This window comes from Microbispora amethystogenes (assembly GCF_016863015.1).
Taxonomy (GTDB): Bacteria; Actinomycetota; Actinomycetes; order Streptosporangiales; family Streptosporangiaceae; genus Microbispora; species Microbispora amethystogenes.
Window position 1 is genome coordinate 148,958 of the sequence record NZ_BOOB01000036.1, and the last position, 18,676, is coordinate 167,633.

The window sequence follows — 18,676 nt, forward strand, 5'->3', positions numbered from 1 at the left end:
GGGTTCCCCGGACACCATGCACAGCGCGCCGGGATGAGCGCGCATGCGGGACCTTAGACGAGGGGGTAAAGGGATCGTAAAGAGCCGCCAAGCATGGTTGTCAAAATGTAATCTGTACCAATATCCGTTAGTAATTCCGGTTGAGAGCCGATACGGGGTTGTGTCGTACAGTCCAGACGTGACCGCACCGACTTCTGGGCCGACCTCCTCGCTGTCCGCGGCGCTGCCGGACGGGCGCGTCCTCACCGATCCCGACGTCATGGACGCGTACGCGCGGGACCGCACGTTCGCGTCGCCCGGCAAGCCGCTCGGGGTGGTGCTCGCCCAGTCGCGCGACGACGTCGTCGCCACGCTGCGCTGGGCGAGCGCGCACCGGGTGCCGGTGGTCCCGCGCGGCGCCGGCACCGGCCTGGCGGGCGGGGCGACGGCCGTGGACGGCTGCGTGGTCCTCTCCCTCGCGCGGATGACCGCGATCCGGGAGCTGTCGCCGCAGGACGAGATCGCGGTCGTGGAGCCCGGGGTCATCACCGCCGACCTCGACCGGGCGGCCCGCGCGCACGGGTTGATGTACGCCCCCGACCCCTCGTCGTACGAGATCTCCACGATCGGCGGCAACCTGGCGACCAACGCGGGCGGCCTGCGGTGCGTCAAGTACGGCGTGACCCGCGACTCGGCGCTCGGGCTGGAGGTGGTGCTGGCCGACGGGCGGGTGCTCACGACCGGCCGCCGCACCATGAAGGGGGTCACCGGTTACGACCTGACCGGCCTGTTCGTCGGGTCGGAGGGCACGCTCGGCGTGATCACCGCCGCGACGCTGCGGCTGCGGCGGGCGCCGCGCGAGCTGTCCACCGTCGCGGCCGAGTTCACCTCGCTGCGCGACGCCGCCGAGGCGGTCGCGGCGATCATCGCCGAGGGCTGTCAGCCGTCGATGCTGGAGCTCCTCGACCGTACGACCCTGCGGGCCATCGACGACTGGAAGAACATCGGGCTGGATCCGTCCACCAGGGCCATGCTCATCGCCCAGTCCGAGGGCCCGGCCGAGGAGTCCGCCGCCCGGATGGCGGAGCTGTGCGCCGCCGCGTCGTTCGTCGCGGTGTCGTCCACGCCGGAGGAGGCGGCCGAGCTCGTCGGCGTCCGGCGCCTGGCCTACCCGGCCAAGGAGCGCCTGGGCCAGTGCCTGGTCGAGGACGTGTGCGTGCCCCGCTCGGCGCTTCCCGAGATGATCACCACGATCGAGGAGACCGCCGCGCGGCACGGCGTCCTGATCTCGACGGTCGCCCACGCGGGGGACGGCAACGTGCACCCGGTGTTCGTGTTCGACCGCGGCCTGGCCGAGCCGCCAGCCGAGGTCTGGGCCGCGGCCGACGAGGTGTTCCGCGCCGCGCTCGCCCTCGGCGGGACGCTGACCGGCGAGCACGGCGTCGGGCTGCTGAAGAAGCGCTGGCTCGGCCTGGAGACCGGGCCGGTGGCCGCCGAACTGCACCAGGGCATCAAGCAGGTCTTCGACCCGCTCGACATCCTCAACCCCGGAAAGGCCATCTGACCCCCGCCCCCGATCCGGTAGCGTTTGGCACCGTTGTTGGGGTTGGTGGGGTTACCGGGGTAATCGGGGGCGATGGTGGCGTTGGAGGCTGGGGACCCGGCCCGCCTGGGCCCGTTCACGCTCCTCGACCGGCTCGGGGAGGGTGGCCAGGGGGTCGTCTTCCTCGGCCGCGGACCGCAGGGCGAGCGGGTCGCGGTGAAGCTGCTGCACACGCGGCTGACGGCGGATCCCGAGGCGCGGGAGCGCTTCCTGCGCGAGGTGGCGCTGGCGCAGCGGGTCGCGCCGTTCTGCACCGCCCCCGTGCTGCACGCCGACCTCGCCGGCAACCAGCCGTACATCGTCAGCGAGTTCGTGCCGGGGCCGTCGCTGCGGCAGCTGGTGGACCGCGAGGGACCGCGCCGGGGCGCGGCGCTCGAACGGCTCGCCATCAGCACGGCGACGGCGCTGGCCGCCATCCACCGCGCGGGCATCACCCACCGCGACTTCAAGCCGGCCAACGTGCTGATGGGCCCGGAGGGGCCGGTCGTGATCGACTTCGGGGTGGCCAGGGCGTTCGACTCGCCGCAGGCCACCGCGACCGGCGCGTCCATCGGCACTCCCGCCTACCTGGCCCCCGAGGTGCTGTCGGGCGGCACGGCCGGCGCCCCGGCCGACATGTTCGCCTGGGGCGTCACGATGGTGTTCGCCGCCACCGGCAGGCCCGCCTTCGGCGCGGACTCGATCCCCTCGGTCATCACCCGCATCCTGCGCGACGAGCCCGACCTCGGCGACCTCGCGGCGCCCCTGCGGGACATCGTCGCCGCCTGCCTGTCGAAGGACCCCGCGACGCGTCCCTCGGCCCAGGAGATCGTCGCCCACCTCACCGGCCAGTCCCACTCCGTCGCCGCGCCCTTCGCACCGGCCGGCCCGGGGCACGGCGGGCAGGCCGGTGCCTCCGCGCCGAGCCTCCCCGGGCAGACGCCCGCCTCCTCCGCTCCCCCGGCGCGGGCGGTGGCTCCCGCCGGGCACGCCGGTGCCGCCGCACCGCGCCTCCCCGGGCCCCCACCGCCTCCCGCCGGGCACGCCACCGTGCCGGGCGCGGCGAGGAGGCCCCGCCGTACGGTGCTGACCTGGACGGCGGCCGGGATCGGGGTGCCCGCTCTGGTGGCCGCGGCCCTCGTGGTGCCGTCGTGGGTCTCCACGCGGGCGGCCGGGAGCGAGACCGCCGTGACGGAGGCCCCCGGCCCGGCGGCGTCCGCGCCCGCCGAGCCGCCGATCCCGTCGCCGTCCGAGCCGGTCGCTCCCTCGGGGCACCGAAGCAGGAGTCACTCGCCGAGTCCCGCGACCCGGCGGCCCGGCGTGACCGCGAAGCCCGCCGCCTCGCCCTCGCACGGCCGCCGGGCACGGCCGTCGCCCACCACGACCAGGCCGGTGACAGGGCCCACCGAGGCCCCTCCGACGGTGCGCCCGACCGCGAAGGCCAGTCCGGCGCCGACGAAGGCCACCGCGACGCCCAGGCCCAGCCCGACGGCGAAGGCGACCCCCACCAGAACCGCGGCGCCCAAGCCCAACCCGTACACGGCGAAGGGCGTGTGCGGAACCGGCTTCGCCGTCGTCGACTCCCACTCCTACGGCGGGCAGGCGACGACGTACCTGCTCTACAACTCCTCCACCGGCCGCAACTGCGTGATCACGCTCTCTCGCTACTCGATGCCCGCTAAGATCAGAATGAGCGCGGTGCTGAAGGTGAAGGGCGGCGCGTCGGCCGCCGACGCCGGCGCCTACACCGTCTACGCAGGGCCGCTCCGGCTGCCCGCCAAGGGCAAATGTGTCATCTGGGGTGGCGGATACGGGGGCGCCTCCTGGAGCAGCGCGTGGTCCCACTGCGGCTGACCACGACTGCACGCTGAACCACGCCGGACCCCCGGCCGGACCACTGGTCGGCCACGGGCGTGCGGCAGGAATGTCACCGCCCGGTGGCAGACTCGGCTCGTTGACGTGATCGCGGACCAACCCGGAGGATCTCACCGTGACACAAGTCGGTTCGGTGGCGCCATGACCGTGCTCGTGAGCCGGCTGGACGCTTCCAGCGCCGAGTACGGCGCGCGGCGCGAGGCCATGCTGGCGAAGATCGCCGAACTGGAGGCCGAGCACGCGAAGGCCGTCGCCGGCGGCGGGCCGAAGTACGTCGAGCGGCACCGCGAGCGCGGCGGCCTGCTCCCCCGGGAGCGGATCGAGTTGCTGGTCGACCCCGACGCGCCGTTCCTCGAACTGTCCCCGCTGGCCGCCTGGGGCACCGAGTTCCCCGTCGGCGCGAGCGTGGTGACCGGGATCGGGGTCGTCGAGGGCGTCGAGTGCGTGATCACGGCCAGCGACCCGACCGTGCGCGGCGGCGCGTCCAACCCCTGGACGCTGCGCAAGACGCTGCGGGCCGCCGAGATCGCGCTGCGCAACCGCATGCCGTACGTGAACCTGGTGGAGTCGGGCGGCGCGGACCTGCCGACGCAGAAGGAGATCTTCATCCCCGGCGGGCAGGTGTTCCGCGACCTGACCCGGCTGTCGGCCGCCGGGATTCCGACGATCGCGCTCGTCTTCGGCAACGCGACCGCCGGCGGGGCGTACGTCCCCGGCCTGAGCGACCACGTCGTGATGGTGCGGGAGCGGGCCAAGGTGTTCCTCGGCGGCCCGCCGCTGGTGAGGATGGCGACCGGCGAGGAGTCCGACGACGAGTCGCTGGGCGGGGCGGAGATGCACGCCCGCGCCTCCGGCCTCGCCGACCACCTCGCGGCCGACGAGCACGACGCGCTCCGGATCGGCCGCCGGATCGTGCGGCGGCTCGGATGGCGCACGGCCGGGCACGCCGCCGCCCGCGACTACCCGGCCCCCCTGTTCGACGAGGACGAACTGCTCGGCATCGTGCCGGAGGACCTGAAGGTGCCCTTCGATCCCCGCGAGGTCCTGGCCCGGGTGGTGGACGGCAGCGACTTCGACGAGTTCAAGCCGCTCTACGGGCCGAGCCTGGTCACCGGATGGGCGAGCGTCCACGGCCACCCGGTCGGAGTCCTCGCCAACGCCCAGGGGGTGCTGTTCGGGGCCGAGTCGCAGAAGGCCGCGCAGTTCATCCAGCTTGCGAACCAGACCCGCACGCCGCTCGTCTTCCTGCAGAACACGACGGGCTACATGGTCGGCAAGGAGTACGAGCAGAGCGGCATCGTCAAGCACGGCTCGCTGATGATCAACGCGGTGGCCAACTCGACCGTGCCCCACATCACGATCGTGATGGGCGCCTCCTACGGCGCGGGCAACTACGGCATGTGCGGACGGGCCTACGATCCCCGTTTCCTGTTCAGCTGGCCGAGCGCCAAGTCGGCCGTCATGGGCCCGGCCCAGCTCGCCGGGGTGCTGTCGATCGTGGGCCGGGCCGCGGCCGAGGCACGCGGGCAGGTCTACGACGAGGAGGCCGACGCGGCGATGCGCACGGCGGTCGAGACGCAGATCGAGGCGGAGTCGGCGGCGTTCTTCCTGTCCGGCCGCCTCTACGACGACGGGGTCATCGACCCGCGCGACACCCGCACGGTGCTCGGGTTGTGCCTGTCGGCCGTCGCGGGGGCGCCGGATCCCGGGCGGGCCGGCTACGGCGTCTTCCGGATGTGACGGGGCATGCTCATCGGCATCCACACCTGTGGGGGTAGTTCATGATCGGGCGGCTGCTGGTCGCGAACCGCGGGGAGATCGCCCGCAGGGTGTTCCGCACCTGCCGTGAGCTGGGCGTGGAGACCGTCGCCGTCTTCTCCGACGCCGACGCGGACGCGCCGCACGTGGCCGAGGCCGACCAGGCCGTACGGCTGGGCGCCCCGCTGGCGTACCTCGACCCGGACCGCCTGGTCGAGGCGGCCCGGCGGTCGGGGGCCGACGCGGTGCACCCCGGGTACGGGTTCCTGTCCGAGCACGCCGGGTTCGCCCGCGCCGTGCTGGACGCCGGCCTGACCTGGATCGGCCCCTCGCCCGAGGCCGTCGCCGCGATGGGCACGAAGATCGAGGCGAAGGCGCTGATGGCCGAGGCCGGGGTGCCGGTCCTGCCGACCATCCCGCTGTCCCCGGACGCCACACCCCACCTGTCGCTTCCGGTGCTGGTCAAGGCGTCGGCGGGCGGCGGTGGGCGGGGCATGCGGGTGGTGCGCGACCCGGCCGGCCTCGCCGAGGCGGTCGCGTCGGCCCGCCGCGAGGCCCTGTCGGCCTTCGGCGACGGCACGCTGTTCGCCGAGCCGCTGCAGGAGGGCGCCCGCCACATCGAGGTGCAGATCCTCGCCGACGAGCACGGCACGGTCTGGGCGCTCGGCGAGCGGGAGTGCTCCATCCAGCGCCGCCACCAGAAGGTGATCGAGGAGGCCCCCTCCCCCGCCGTCACCCCCGAACTGCGCCGTGAGCTGAGCGACGCCGCGATCCGGGCCGCCCGCGCGATCGGTTACACCGGCGCGGGCACCGTCGAGTTCCTCGTGTCGGACGAGGGCTTCTTCTTCCTGGAGATGAACACCCGCCTGCAGGTGGAGCACCCGGTGACCGAGTGCGTCTACGGGGTCGACCTGGTCCGGCTGCAGATCGAGGTGGCCGAGGGCGCGCGGCTCGCCGCGCTGCCGCCGAGCCCGGTGGGCCACGCGATCGAGGCCCGCCTGTACGCGGAGGACGCCGAGGGACGCCCCCAGAGCGGCGTGCTGCACCGCTTCGAGATCCCCGGAGTGGACGGCGAGTTCGGTCTCGGCGCCCGGCTGCGGCTCGACTCCGGGGTGGTCTCCGGCGGCGAGGTGGGCGTCCACTACGACCCGATGCTCGCCAAGGTCGTCTCGTACGGCGGGGACCGGGCGGAGGCGGCCCGGCGGCTCGCGCACGCGCTCGCGCGGGCCCGCATCCACGGGCTGACGACCAACCGCGACATCCTCGTGGGCGTGCTGCGGCACCCCGACTTCCTGTCCGGGGCGCTCGACACCGGGTTCCTCGACCGGCGTCCCGTTCCGGCGACGCTCGCCGGGCCCGGGGCCGTACGGCTGTCGGCCCTCGCGGCGGCGCTCGCCGGGGCGGCGGCGAACCGGGCGGCGGCGCGGCGCGACGGGGTGCTCGGCGGGCTGCCGAGCGGCTGGCGCAACGTGCCCTCGCAGCCCCGGCGCACGGCGTACGACGCCGAGGACGGCGGCCGCCTGGAGATCGCCTATCGCCTGACCAGGGACGGGCTGCGGGCCGAGGGCTTCGAGGACGTCGCCCTGGTGTCGGCCGAGCCCGGCCGGGTGGTGCTGGAGACGGACGGCCTGCGGCACGCGTTCGAGGTGGCGGCCTATCCGGGCGTGGTGCATGTCGACTCGCCTCTCGGGCCGGTCCGGCTCGTCCCGGTGGAGCGGCTGCCCGAGCCCTCCGCGCGGACGTCGCCGGGGGCACTGCCCGCCCCGATGCCGGGTACGGTCCTGCGTGTCGAGGTGAAGCCCGGCGACGTCGTCGAGGCCGGGCAGCCGGTGGTCGTGCTGGAGGCGATGAAGATGGAGCACCTGATCGTGGCCCCCGCCTCGGGCACCGTGGCCGCCCTGCACGTGGCGCCGGGCGCGCGGGTCGAGGCGGGCGCGCCCCTCGCCGACATCGAACCCGAGCGCGAGCCCGAGACCACGCCCGCACCCAAGACCACGTCGGCACCCGAGACTCCCGCGCCCGAGACCGCGCCCGCAGCCGAGACCACGCGTGTGACCGATGGCGCGCCCGATATCGAGGCCTACGAGGCAGCCCCCACCGAGGCTCATAGTGAGGCCCGCGTCGAGCCGCCGGCTCCCCCTGCGGGCACGACCCCCGCCGAAGCCCGCACCGAGGGCCACGCCGAGGCCCGCATCTCGGCCGGCGTCGAGCCGCCGGCTCCGCCCGCGGGCACCGCCCCCGCCCTCGGCCAGGCACCCGTGGCTGCCGCCGACCCGGCCCCCGGCCAGGCACCCGGCCAGGCACCCGGCCAGGCACCCGTGGACGCGACCGACCCGGCGCGCGGCTGGGCGGCGGGCCAGGACGGCGGCACCGGAGAGAACCCCCGCCTGGACACGCGGGGCGACTTCCCCACGGACACCCACGCCGGCCCGCCTCCTGGCGCAGGCATTCCTCCGAGCGGCGCTGTTCCGGGTGCGGAGGCGGGCTCGCATTCGAGCGGCGCGGCTCCAGGCGCGGACCCGGGAGCGGCTCCGAGCGGGGAGGTTGGACAGCGATGAACGCGACCGGCGACCCGTCGGGGGATCTCGTGCGGTGGGAGCGGGCGGGCGGCGTGGCCACGATCACGCTCGACTCGCCGCACAACCGCAACGCCCTGTCGTCCCGGCTGCTCGCGCGGCTCGACGAGGCCCTCTCGTGGGCGCTGGACGAGCCCGCCGTACGGGTGATCGTGCTGACCGGCGCCGGGCCGGTGTTCTGCGCCGGGGCGGACCTGAAGGAGCAACGCGGCGGAGGGGCGCCGGTCACCGCGTCGTTCCCCGCCGTCATGCTGCGGATCTGGGAGAGCCCGAAGCCGGTCGTGTGCCGCCTCAACGGCACGGCCAGGGCGGGCGGTCTCGGCCTGGTGGCGGCGTGCGACTTCGCGATCGCCCCGCAGAGCGCGTCGTTCGCCTTCACCGAGGTGCGGCTCGGGGTGGTCCCCGCGATGATCGCGGCCACCTGCCTGCGCCGCCTGGAGCCCCGGGCCGCGGCCGAGTACTTCCTGACCGGCGAGGTCTTCACCGCCGCACGCGCGGTGGAGATCGGGCTGCTCACCCGGGCCGTCCCGGAGGAGGACCTCGACGCGACCGTGGCGCACTACACGGGCATGCTGCTGCGCGGCGGCCCCGAAGCGCTGGCGATCACCAAGCGGCTCGTCCGCGAGGTGCCGCTGATGCCGGTCGAGGAGGGCCTGCGGGAGATGGCCGCGCTGTCAGCGGAGCGATTCACCTCCCAAGAAGGGCAGGAGGGCATCCGGGCCTTCGCCGAGAAACGCCCCGCCGCCTGGGTCCCCGACGAGACCGCGGGCACGGAAGCCGGGCGATGACGGCCGAGGCCGGGCGACCGGGACCGCTGCGGGTCGCGAACTGCGGCGGCTTCTACGGCGACCGGCTCTCGGCGGCTCGGGAGATGGTCGAGGGCGGGCCGATCGACGTCCTGACCGGTGACTGGCTCGCCGAGCTCACCATGTCGATCCTCGCCGGAAACCGGCTGAAGGGCCGCCCCGGCTACGCCCGCACCTTCCTCACCCAGATGGAGCAGGTCCTCGGCACCTGTCTGGACCAGGGCGTCAGAGTGGTCTCCAACGCGGGCGGCCTCGACCCGGCCGGCTGCGCGGAGGCGGTCTCCGCCCTGGCCGACCGGCTGGGGCTGCGCGTGAACGTCGCCCACGTCACCGGCGACGACCTCATGCCGCTCGCTGAGCCGCCGGTCCACGCCGGCACCGGCGAGATCCTGCGGGAGCCCCCGCTCACCGCCAACGCCTACCTCGGCGGACGGCCGATCGCGGTGGCGCTGGAGCACGGCGCGGACGTTGTCGTCACAGGGCGGGTCACCGACGCGGCGCTGGTCACCGGGCCCGGCATGTGGTGGTTCGGCTGGCGTCCCGGCGACCTCGACGCGCTGGCCGGTTCGGTCGTCGCGGGGCACGTCATCGAGTGCGGCTGCCAGGCGACCGGCGGCAACTACGCCTTCTTCGAGGAGGTGCCCGGCCTGCCCCACTGTGGCTTCCCCATCGCCGAACTGCACGCGGACGGGTCGAGCGTCATCACCAAGCACCCGGGCACCGGCGGCCTGGTCTCGACCGGCACCGTGACCGCGCAACTGCTGTACGAGATCGCCTCGCCCCGCTATCTCGGCCCTGACGTGACGGCCCGGTTCGACACCGTACGCCTGGAACAGGCGGGTCCCGACCGGGTCAGGATCACGGGCGTACGCGGCGAGGCCCCGCCGGAGACGCTGAAGGTGGCGGTCACCTGCCTCGGCGGCTTCCGCAACACGATGACCCTCGTGCTCACCGGCCTGGACATCGCCGCGAAGGCCCGGGTCGCGCAGGAGGCGATCTGGGCCCGCGTGCCCCGCGACTCGTTCGAGCAGGTCCACGTGGAGCTGACACCCCTCGGCCCGCACCCCTACAAGCCGGGCACAGCCGAGCCGGCCACACCCGGAACAGGCACGGCCCACGTCGGCGCGGCGGGCACGCTGGACACGGACCCAGGCCGCGGGGACGCGAGGGACGCGAGGGCCGGGGAGCCGGGGGCTGGGGACGCGGAGGACGAGGGCGTTCCGGAGACGAATGGGACCGCGTTGCTGCGGATCACGGTCATGGACTCCGACGCACGCAAGGTCGGGCGGGCGTTCTCCTCGGCGGTGGTGGAGACCGGCCTGGCGAGCTACCCCGGCTTCTTCGGACTGACGCCGCCCGCCGACGCCTCCCCCTACGGCGTCTTCTGGCCGTCCTCGGTCGACGCCCGTGCCGTGCTCCCGGTCGTGACCGTCGGCGGGGTCCGCATCGAGGTGCCGTACGCGCCGCCCGGGCCACTGCTCTCCTCGGACCTGTACGGCGCGACCGGCGACGTCGCGGATCACGGGGCGGCGCCGCCGTACGCGGGTGATCTCACGAGCGGGCCGGTCCGGCCACTGGGCAGGATCGCAGGCGCGCGGTCGGGCGACAAGGGCGGCGACGCCAACCTCGGCGTCTGGGTGCGCGACCCCGCCCACTACCCGTGGCTCGCGGCGTTCCTGACCGTGGAGCGGCTCAGGGAACTGCTGCCTGAGGTCGGCCGGCTGCCGGTGGAGCGGTTCGCGCTGCCCAACCTGCACGCGCTCAACTTCGTGGTCCACGGCCTGCTGGGCAGGGGCGTGGCCGCGAGCCCGCTCCTCGACGCGCAGGCCAAGGCGCTCGGGGAACGCCTGCGCGCGGTCCGCGTACCGGTTCCGTCGTGATCTCGCTCTAGGATTGCGCAATCGCAGGACCGCCCGCATGCGGAGGTGGAAGTGAGCGGTTTCCATCACGCCCGCATGGACCTGGGGGTCCGGCTGCGCCGGCTGCGGGAGAACGCCCGCCTGTCCGGGAAGGAGCTCGCCGAACGGCTCCACTGGCAGCCGTCGAAGGTCTCGCGCATCGAGAACGCCCGCCAGACCGCCTCCGAGGACGACGTGGCCGCGTGGGGGAAGGCCGTGGAGGCCGACCCGCAGACGATGGACGCCCTGGTCAGGCAGGCGGCCGGGCTCCAGGAGCGGCAGGACTCCTGGCGGCAGCGGCAGCGGACCGGCCTCGCCGCCCTGCAGGACGACATCCGCGACCTGGAGACGCGGACCCTGCTGTTCCGGGCCTTCGAGCCCGGCGTGGTGATCGGGCTGCTGCAGACCACGGAGTACGCCCGGCACGTCTTCGGGAAGCTCGGGCGGCTGTACAAGTCGGCCGCCGACGTGGACGACGCGATCCGGATCCGGATGCGGCGCCAGGAGATCCTGTACGACCCGGCGCGGCGGTTCCGGTTCGTCATGCCCGAGGCGGTGCTGCGCTACCGGCTGGCGCCGCCCGAGGTGATGCGCGGCCAGCTCGACCGGCTGATCGCGGTGACGACGCTGCCGAACGTGGAGTTCGGCCTGCTGCCGTTCGAGGCGCCGCTGCCGTCCGCGCTGACGAACTCGTTCTGGATCTACGACAACGCCCTGGTGGGGGTGGCCACCGGCACCCGGGACCTGCTGCTGCGCGACACCGGCGAGGTGGAGTTCTACGCCCGGGCGTTCGAGGAGTTCTGCGAGGTGGCGGCCTTCCGGGACGACGCGAGGGCGCTGATCGTCCGCGCCCTCGACGACTACACCGCCCACCCGCCGCGCTGAGCGCGCCGACGGGTTCAGGCGGCCCGTCGCCGGGCCGCCGCCCGTCCGCTCCGGCAAGGGGCCACCCGTCCGCCCCTCGGCGTGCCGTGATTCAGCGCGCCGTCATTCGCCCAGCACGGTCTGCAGGTCCATGACGTGGTCCTGCGTCTGCTGCAGCAGCGGGCGCAGCGCCTCGGCGACGTCGCTCAGGCCGAGCTGCTGGGCCTGCTCCACCCGCTCGCGGTAGCGGCGCAGCTGCTCCTGCTCCAGTTCGAGGTCGAGCCGCAATGCCTGCTCGCTGTCGGCCGCGACCGGGATCTCGGGAACGCGGACGCTCGGCACCCCGCCGAGGAAGTCGATCTGCTCGGCCAGCGTGCTCGCGTGGTTGAGCTCCTGGCCGAGGTGCTGCTTGAGCTCCTCGATGATCGACAGGTACTGCGCGCCCTTGATCGTCGCCGCGTGCTGGACGTACTGCACGATCGAGCGGTACTCGCTCTCCAGGTCCTCGTTCAGGAGGGCGATGAAGGCCTCCGTGTCCATGGGTGATCGTCCTTTCGTCATCGAGAGGCCCTTCCCGTACCCGCGAAGCTGACGGCCGAACGCGTCCGGCCCGGATATCAGCCCTGGATATCGGCCGCTCACGCCGCTCAGCTCAGGCGGTAAAGGGTGCTTGTCCCGCTTCCGCCGTACTCGGACGCCGGAACGAGGGTCGCGTTGGCCTTCACCCAGGCGGTGAGGGACGAGTCGGCCCCGCCACCGGCCCTGCCGCTGGGTCCGCGCCCGTCGCCGAGCAGGACGTACCGCAGGCCGCCGTCCGCGGCGTACCTCCTCAGCAGGTCCACGGTCATCGCCGGATCGGAGCCGGTGAAGCCGCCCATCGCGATGACAGGCTCCCCGGTCGACAGGATGAGCGAGGAGGCGCTCTGCGCGCTCCCCACGGCGACCAGCCAGGTGGCGCCGCCCTTGTTCCGCTTCAGATAGGCGGTCATCCCGGCGTCCACCTCGCCGCCGGGGCCCCGCATGCCCCGGTCGCCCCGCACGTCCCCACCGGACGCGGGGGCCCCGGGATCGTCCGCTCCCGCCGCCGGTCGCACGCCGCCGGGCGAAGCCATTCCGCTCATCCCGCCCGGGCCGCCGAAGCCGCCTCGGCCGGAGAGCCCGGAGGGGCCGGCGGTCGGGTTGGTGCCGTTCACCACCGCGCCGAGCGGCGTCACGGCGTACGCCGCCGGACCGGCGAGCCCGGCTACGACCGCCACGGCCAATGCAAGTGCCATAATCCGTGCCGCCGTACGACGTCCATGCCCGGCCGGTACGGCACGGTCCGCGCCCCGACCAGCGGGGCCGTCGCGGTCCGCGCCCCGCTCAGCGGAGACGAACGCCGTGGCCACCAGGGCGAGGACGGCCACCGCCGTCGCGCCCGCGATCGTCCAGGCGAGCCAGGGCACGAACTCCGGCGTACGGCGCAGCACGGCGAACGACCAGGCGCCCGTCACGGCGACCGCCGCCGCCAGAGTCAGTCGCCAGGCCCGGGACGTACGGGCCGCCCGCCACATCAGCACGCCGCCGGCGCCCGTCAGCGCGGCGATCGCGGGGGCCATCGCGGTCGTGTAATAGGGGTGGAAGGTGCCGCTGGAGAAGCTGAACACGGCGTAGTGGACCACCAGCCAGCCGCCCCACAGCAGCAGCGCGGCGCGGACGGGCCGCGTCGCGGGCCCGTACGCGTGCCGGGCGGCCAGGAGCAGGCCGCAGACGAGCGCGATCACGGCGAACGGGAGCAGCCAGGAGATCTGCCCGGCCATGACGTCGTTGAACAGCCGTCCGGCCCCGGCCGTGCCGCCGAACCCGCCTCCCGGGCCGCCTCCTGGGCCACCTCCCGGTCCGCCGCCGAAGGCCCGGGTGAGGCCCTCGGGCAGGTCGCCGGACGCCGCGGCGGGGAGCCGTCCCGGCCCGCCGTCGCCCGCACCGCCGAATACGCGGCCGAGGCCGTTGTAGCCGATCACGAGGTCCCACACGCTGTTGTCGGTGCTGCCCCCGACGTACGGCCGGGATGAGGCCGGGGTCAGGTCGACCAGGACCATCCACCACCCGCTGGAGACGACGAGCACCGCTCCGGCGGCGAGCAGGCGCCCGATCCGCCGTACGAGCCGTCCCGGCGCGGCGTACAGGTAGGTGAGCGCGAACGCGGGCAGTACGAGGTAGGCCTGCAGCATCTTGGTGGTGAAGGCGAGGCCCACCAGCACGGCGACGGCCAGCAGTGTGCGCAGGCGCCCGGAGCGGATCGCCTCCAGGCAGAACCACCCTGCCGCCACCAGCAGGAACACCAGGATCGTGTCGGGGTTGTTGTCCCGGTTGATGGCGACGGTGATCGGCGTCAGCGTCATCACCAGCGCCGCCAGCAGTGCCGCCGCCCCGGCCGCCCGCTCGTCGAGCCCGCGCAGCGACCGCCGTACGGCCGAGCCGACCAGGGCCACCGACCCGACCCCGGCGGCGGCCTGCGGCAGCAGCATGCTCCACGTGCCGAAGCCGAAGATCCTGGCCGACAGGCCCATGACCCACAGCGCGAACGGCGGCTTGTCGACGGTGATGAACGACCCGGCGTCCAGCGCGCCGTAGAAGAACGCCTTCCAGCTCCGGGTGCCGGAGTAGATCGCGGCGGCGTAGTAGTCGTTGGCGTACCCGTTGCGGCCGAGCGCCCACGTGTAGAGGACGGCCGCGAGGACCAGGACGGCCCACCGGCCCCAGCGCAGGAGCGGAGTGGCGGGGGCTCGCCGGCCGATCGGGGTCATGGTGGTGAGCGCGGTCATCGGGAATCCTCGCCGGGCGCGAAGACCCAGGATCGCAGGAGCAGGAAGCGCAGGAGCGTGGCGAGGGCGTTGGCGACGATCACGGCGGCCAGTTCGGCCGCGCGCGGCGCTCCGGCGGGCAGCGCGGCCAGGCCCGCGCTGGTCAGCGCGAGCCCCGCGACGAAGGCGACCAGCCCGCCCAGGTGGTGGCGCAGGACCCCCGCCCGGCCGCGTACGCCGAAGGTGAAGCGCCGGTTGGCGGCGGTGTTGGCCACCGCCGTCACCAGCAGCGCGACCGCGTTGGCGGTCACCGGCGGCAGGACCGCGCGCAGCGTCCAGAACAGCGCGAGGTGGGCGACCGTGCTGATCACGCCGATCACCGCGAACGCCGGGATCTGCCTCCTGACCGATGTGGCGGCCGGGCGGGCGGGTGGACGGCGCATGCTCGTGCGGGCGACCCGCCACATGCCGCGCAGGTCGCCGACGGCCGTCCGCACGATGTCCACCCGGCTGTCGGGGTCGTCCACCCAGTCGACCGGCACCTCGTGGATGCGCAGGCCGTGCTGCTCGGCGAGCAGCAGCAACTCGGTGTCGAAGAACCACTCCTCGTCGCGCACGGCCGGCAGCAGAGCCTGCGCCACCTCCGTACGGACGGCCTTGAAGCCGCACTGCGCGTCGGAGAAGCGCACACCCATCAGCGACCGCAGGAGCAGGTTGTAGGCCCGGGAGACGGTCTCGCGCTTCGGGCCGCGCACCACGTTGGCCCAGGGAGACAGGCGGGTGCCGATCGCCAGGTCGCTGTGCCCGCTCAGCAGCGGCGCGACGAGCGGCAGGAAGGCGTCCAGGTCGGTCGACAGGTCGACGTCCATGTACGCGACGACGTCGGCGTCGCTGGCCTCCCACACCCTCCGCAGGGCCCGGCCCCGGCCCTTCAGGTCCAGGTGCACGGCCCGCACCCCGGGCAGTTCGCCCGCCAGCCGCTCGGCGATCCGCCACGTGGCGTCGGCGCTCGCGTTGTCCGCGATCGTCACGCGGAAGCCGTACGGGAACTCGCGGGCGAGGTAGCCGTGCAGCCGCCGCACGCTCGCGGCCAGCACGCGCTCCTCGTTGTGGACGGGGACGACCACCTCGACCAGCCGGGTCCGGCGGGACGCCCCCGTCTCCGGCCCGGGGACCATCGTTACGCTCATGGGCCCCACGCTCGGGCGTCCTCATGGGACCGCCCTGAGGCGTCGATTAACGCCGCATGAGAACCCTCTGCCGCGCCGGCCACCATAAGTGATGTCAGCAGAGCTGCCTGCATTGCCAGCATCGAACGGTGAAACAACTGCTGCTTCGAATCGGTGACCACCCGCATCGGCGCATCACGCAAGAGCTCGCCGACATCCGGCAGATCTACCCGCCTGAGCGGGAGGCACTTGGCGTGGTCGCCTTCGGCATCGAGCTGATCGAGACGGCGCGCAGTGGGCGCAGTACGCCGAGCGGGCCGGCGAGATGACACCGGAGGACTGGAAGGCGGTCGCGGCCGAGACCGGCGCCCTGAACGCCGACTTCGCCGCCGATCCCCGCTTCGCGGCCCACTACGACGCGGTCACGCCGGGCCTCGCCGTCTGGCTGCGCGACACGATCCGCGCGGACGCCGAGGCCCACGGCGTCAACCCGGAGTCCGCGACCTGGCGTTGTGGTTTCGTTCGTGAGTTTCGACCGCACTTGGCGGGCGGGACCGTGATTTATGTTCGCGGGAAATGACCGCACCCTGAGCCCCGCCAGGGCCCCAGGTCTTCCGGGCTCTGTAGTGGCTAGCGCAGCAGGCATTCGGATCTAAGGCGGTCGAAGGCTCGGGGTGTAGGGAGCTGGTCAAGGGACTGCTTGATGGTCAGGGCGCAGTCACGGGGGCTGGTTGCGGTGGTGTCGCATTCGATGTCATAAGCGCCGTAGGAGTGGACCTGGCGGAGCTGGGCGGCCGCCTGTCCGGGCTGCCGGTCGCCGCGTTCCTTTTCCCGGCGTGCCAATTCCTGTCCTGAGCAGCGTACGCCGATGAAGACGACGTCCAGGCCGCTGAGGACGGTGAGGCAGTCCAGCAGGCGCCACTGCTCGCTGAGGACGTAGTCGACGACGAGGTCGTTGCCGGCCTGGGCCATGCCCGCGACCGCACGGTGGAAGCCGGCCCGGGTCCGGGCCAGGACGGCGGCCAGTTCGCCGGGATCCAGCTCCAGCGTGCGCTGGCGGGCGCGCATCGCGTTGATGGCATCGACGGGCAGGTGGAAGAAGGGGCGATCCAGGATGAGCAGGAGCTGCCCGGCGATGCTCGACTTGCCTGAGCTGGACGTCCCGTTGAGGAAGAGAACCTGCCCGGTCCGGGCTGCTGGGAAGCTCATGGCTTCATTCTGGCTTCGCCGCTTCATTCGCGGCCCGGGTTTCCGGAGATCGCGGCCTCGTCGGGGGTGAGGTCGTACGGTGACGCCGGACGGCCCTCGCAGCGGGAGTCGGGCAGGATCGCCACAGGCGCGGGAGCCAGCCAGGAAAGGGCGCTCCGCTCGACGTTCCACTGGTAGAGGTCCACGGTGGTGTGCGGGACCGCGCCCGGCTCCGGGCAGAGCACCTGAGACACCAGCAGGTCGTTGCGTACGAAACGGACCGCGCCGGAGCGTTCGAGGATGGTGACGAGACGGTCGTCACTGGCGATCACGTAGCCGACCGTGACCTGCTCGGCCTTGCCGTTCGGCTCGGTGGCGATCTCCATGGCCGTGAGCGGCAGGATCGGCGAGCGCAGCACCACCACTCCGGCCACCAGCGGGAAGAGCACGGCGAGCGTCCAGGTCAGGCCGTGCACCACCAACGGCGCGGCGGGTGCGGGGACCGGCCCGGTGACCAGCGGGGCGAGCACGGGCGGCGCGGTGAGCAGGATCAGCGTGGCGACGTCGCGCTGCGCCAGCGCCTGCATGATCGCCGGGCGGAGCAGCAGGAGGACGAGCACGCCGGAGACCACCGGCACCACCAGGCAGACGGCCCGGATCCACATCCGGTCCAGTGGGCGGCGTTCCCGCACGGTCAGCCCGGCCACCGCGAGCGTGAGCATAAGCAGGGTCGGCAGGAAACGGAGCTGCCAGCCGAGCAGCCCGACGCCCACGGCCACCGCGACCACCCAGTCGGGCACCCGGTCGGCGGCCCGCGCCACCCAGAAGGAGCGACGGGTGCTGAGCCGGTAGAGCGGCCCGAGCACCCGTCCGGCCAGCACTACAGCAGGCAGCACCCACACGAGCGTCAGCAGCACCGTGGTGAGCAGGCCGAGCGGGCTGACGTACTGCACGAGCAACAGCAGGGTCTGCGTGTCCTGCCGGCTGGCGTACCAGAGCCGCATCACCAGCAGCACCAGCGGGAAGGCGGGCAGGAGCGTCAGCACCCACTCCTGGTTGCGCTGCGGCGCGCGGACCCTGCCCTTCTCCCCGGCCTCAGCAGCCATCGGCGGAAAGGGCTCGCTCCCACGGCCACCGGCGCACCTGCGGCGATTTCAGGCACGGCTGGGTGCTCTGGGCCACGTTCACCCCGGGATTGGCCGCCAGCATCGGACGGATGTGCCGGTCGTAGGCCTCCTCCCACATCCTGTTCTGGGGATCGGCGTAGGAGCGGTACAACGCCAGCTCGACCAGGGTGCGCAGGGCGGTGTTGGTGCCCGTGTTCACCGCCCACATCTCGGTCGTCTCCAGCCCGATGTCGTGGTGTGTCAACGTGCCGCCGGACTTGGCGACGAATCCCGCCATGATCGCGGCGTCCGTGCTGACGGCGTCGTACAGGTGGGCCTCCAGTCCCTCGAAGCAGGCACTGATCTTGTTCTCCGCCGTCACCCTGGCACCGCTCTCGGCCAGCGGGCCCTCCGAGGTCGAGGTGCCGAGCGTGCAGACCTTCTCGCCCGCGAGCTGGCCGAGAGAGGTCACCCGGGCGTGATCGGCCCGTGTCACCACCGACTGCTCGGTGAACAGATAGGGGCTGGAGAGGCCGACCGACGGATCCTGCAGCCGTTTGGCGGTGATGCTGAACGTCGCCACGACGAGGTCGACGGTGACGAAGTTCCCGTCGGCGTCGGTGGCCTGGCGGCGGGCCCGGTCCTCGGTCTCGATGGACAGGAACTCCACCTGATCGGGCCGGAAACCGAGCTCACCGGCGATCATGTAGGCGATGTCGATGTCGAAACCGGAGAAGGCGCCGGTTTTGTCGCGTAACGCGATGCCCGGGGTGTCGTCCTTCACCCCGATCAGAAGCTTCTTCTTCCCCGTCAGCCGGGCCTGCTCGCGTAGTTCGGCCTCGGTCGGCGGCCCGGCGGCGAAGAGGATGTAACCGCCGACGAGAACCGCGGCCATGATGGCGGCCAGCCAGCCGTACAGCCGCAGCCAGTCTCCCCGGCGGCGAGGCGGCCCGGCCTCCGGCACCGGAGGCGCCGGCGGGGAGCTCGGCGCGGCGGGTTCCGCTTCCGGCCGCGTTCGCCGCGGCCGCCGTCCGAACCGCTTCCCCGACTCCACCCGAACAGCCTCCGTCACACCGTCCAGCGCACCATATC

14 protein-coding genes and 1 pseudogene are annotated in these 18,676 nt (G+C 73.4%); 9 read left to right on the plus strand and 6 right to left on the minus strand.

Going from position 1 to position 18,676, the window contains the following annotated elements; all coding sequences use genetic code 11:
• The first annotated feature begins 178 nt into the window (after nucleotides 1-178).
• The 7 genes and pseudogenes from Mam01_RS22935 to Mam01_RS22965 all read left to right on the plus strand — a co-directional run bounded on the left by Mam01_RS22935 (nucleotide 179) and on the right by Mam01_RS22965 (nucleotide 11,359).
• Complete coding sequence (locus Mam01_RS22935) at nucleotides 179-1,543, plus strand: FAD-binding oxidoreductase (protein WP_307820096.1); 1,365 nt, start codon at nucleotides 179-181, stop codon at nucleotides 1,541-1,543.
• 72 nt (nucleotides 1,544-1,615) lie between these two features.
• Entirely contained in the window at nucleotides 1,616-3,415 is a 1,800-nt protein-coding gene (locus Mam01_RS22940) for a serine/threonine-protein kinase (RefSeq protein WP_204287267.1), read from the plus strand.
• A gap of 162 nt (nucleotides 3,416-3,577) precedes the next feature.
• On the plus strand, nucleotides 3,578-5,176 hold the full coding sequence (locus tag Mam01_RS22945) for an acyl-CoA carboxylase subunit beta (protein ID WP_204287268.1): 1,599 nt from the start codon (nucleotides 3,578-3,580) through the stop codon (nucleotides 5,174-5,176).
• Nucleotides 5,177-5,217: 41 nt separating this feature from the next.
• Nucleotides 5,218-7,149: pseudogene (locus Mam01_RS22950) on the plus strand (acetyl/propionyl/methylcrotonyl-CoA carboxylase subunit alpha); the annotation flags it as partial.
• Between the two features lie 599 nt (nucleotides 7,150-7,748).
• Nucleotides 7,749-8,558: an enoyl-CoA hydratase-related protein gene (locus Mam01_RS22955; RefSeq protein WP_204287270.1), complete on the plus strand. Its 810-nt coding sequence runs from the start codon at nucleotides 7,749-7,751 to the stop codon at nucleotides 8,556-8,558.
• The gene (locus Mam01_RS22960; protein ID WP_204287271.1) at nucleotides 8,555-10,456 is read left to right on the plus strand and encodes an acyclic terpene utilization AtuA family protein; all 1,902 of its coding nucleotides are present in this window, start codon (nucleotides 8,555-8,557) and stop codon (nucleotides 10,454-10,456) included. Before Mam01_RS22955 ends, Mam01_RS22960 begins: the two co-directional genes overlap by 4 nt.
• 51 nt (nucleotides 10,457-10,507) lie before the next feature.
• Nucleotides 10,508-11,359, plus strand: a complete 852-nt coding sequence (locus Mam01_RS22965; RefSeq protein WP_204287272.1) for a helix-turn-helix domain-containing protein — start codon at nucleotides 10,508-10,510, stop codon at nucleotides 11,357-11,359.
• Nucleotides 11,360-11,461: 102 nt separating this feature from the next.
• Here the strand turns inward: Mam01_RS22965 and Mam01_RS22970 are convergent, their stop codons facing one another.
• From Mam01_RS22970 to Mam01_RS22980, 3 genes are all read right to left on the minus strand, one after another.
• Nucleotides 11,462-11,878 (minus strand): ferritin-like domain-containing protein, encoded by a 417-nt coding sequence (locus tag Mam01_RS22970; protein WP_204287273.1) that lies wholly within the window; start codon nucleotides 11,876-11,878, stop codon nucleotides 11,462-11,464.
• 107 nt (nucleotides 11,879-11,985) lie between these two features.
• The gene (locus Mam01_RS22975) at nucleotides 11,986-14,142 is read right to left on the minus strand and encodes an ArnT family glycosyltransferase (RefSeq protein ID WP_239101531.1); all 2,157 of its coding nucleotides are present in this window, start codon (nucleotides 14,140-14,142) and stop codon (nucleotides 11,986-11,988) included.
• Nucleotides 14,139-15,311, minus strand: a complete 1,173-nt coding sequence (locus tag Mam01_RS22980; protein ID WP_239101532.1) for a bifunctional glycosyltransferase family 2/GtrA family protein — start codon at nucleotides 15,309-15,311, stop codon at nucleotides 14,139-14,141. The genes Mam01_RS22975 and Mam01_RS22980 overlap by 4 nt, the downstream gene beginning before the upstream one ends.
• A gap of 128 nt (nucleotides 15,312-15,439) precedes the next feature.
• On the opposite strand from Mam01_RS22980, the gene Mam01_RS22985 reads away from it, so the two are divergent.
• Together Mam01_RS22985 and Mam01_RS22990 are read left to right on the plus strand one after the other, a co-directional pair.
• A complete protein-coding gene (locus Mam01_RS22985) occupies nucleotides 15,440-15,619 on the plus strand; it encodes a hypothetical protein (RefSeq protein ID WP_204287307.1) in 180 nt (59 codons plus the stop codon).
• Nucleotides 15,616-15,870: a TipAS antibiotic-recognition domain-containing protein gene (locus Mam01_RS22990; RefSeq protein ID WP_204287274.1), complete on the plus strand. Its 255-nt coding sequence runs from the start codon at nucleotides 15,616-15,618 to the stop codon at nucleotides 15,868-15,870. The genes Mam01_RS22985 and Mam01_RS22990 overlap by 4 nt, the downstream gene beginning before the upstream one ends.
• A gap of 50 nt (nucleotides 15,871-15,920) precedes the next feature.
• Here the strand turns inward: Mam01_RS22990 and Mam01_RS22995 are convergent, their stop codons facing one another.
• From Mam01_RS22995 to Mam01_RS23005, 3 genes are read right to left on the minus strand one after another with little or no spacing between them, the layout of a single operon-like run.
• Nucleotides 15,921-16,499, minus strand: a complete 579-nt coding sequence (locus Mam01_RS22995) for a chloramphenicol phosphotransferase CPT family protein (protein WP_204287275.1) — start codon at nucleotides 16,497-16,499, stop codon at nucleotides 15,921-15,923.
• A gap of 23 nt (nucleotides 16,500-16,522) precedes the next feature.
• A complete protein-coding gene (locus tag Mam01_RS23000) occupies nucleotides 16,523-17,584 on the minus strand; it encodes a hypothetical protein (RefSeq protein WP_204287276.1) in 1,062 nt (353 codons plus the stop codon).
• Nucleotides 17,574-18,656: a transporter substrate-binding domain-containing protein gene (locus tag Mam01_RS23005; RefSeq protein ID WP_204287277.1), complete on the minus strand. Its 1,083-nt coding sequence runs from the start codon at nucleotides 18,654-18,656 to the stop codon at nucleotides 17,574-17,576. The genes Mam01_RS23000 and Mam01_RS23005 overlap by 11 nt, the downstream gene beginning before the upstream one ends.
• Between the last annotated feature and the right edge of the window lie 20 nt (nucleotides 18,657-18,676).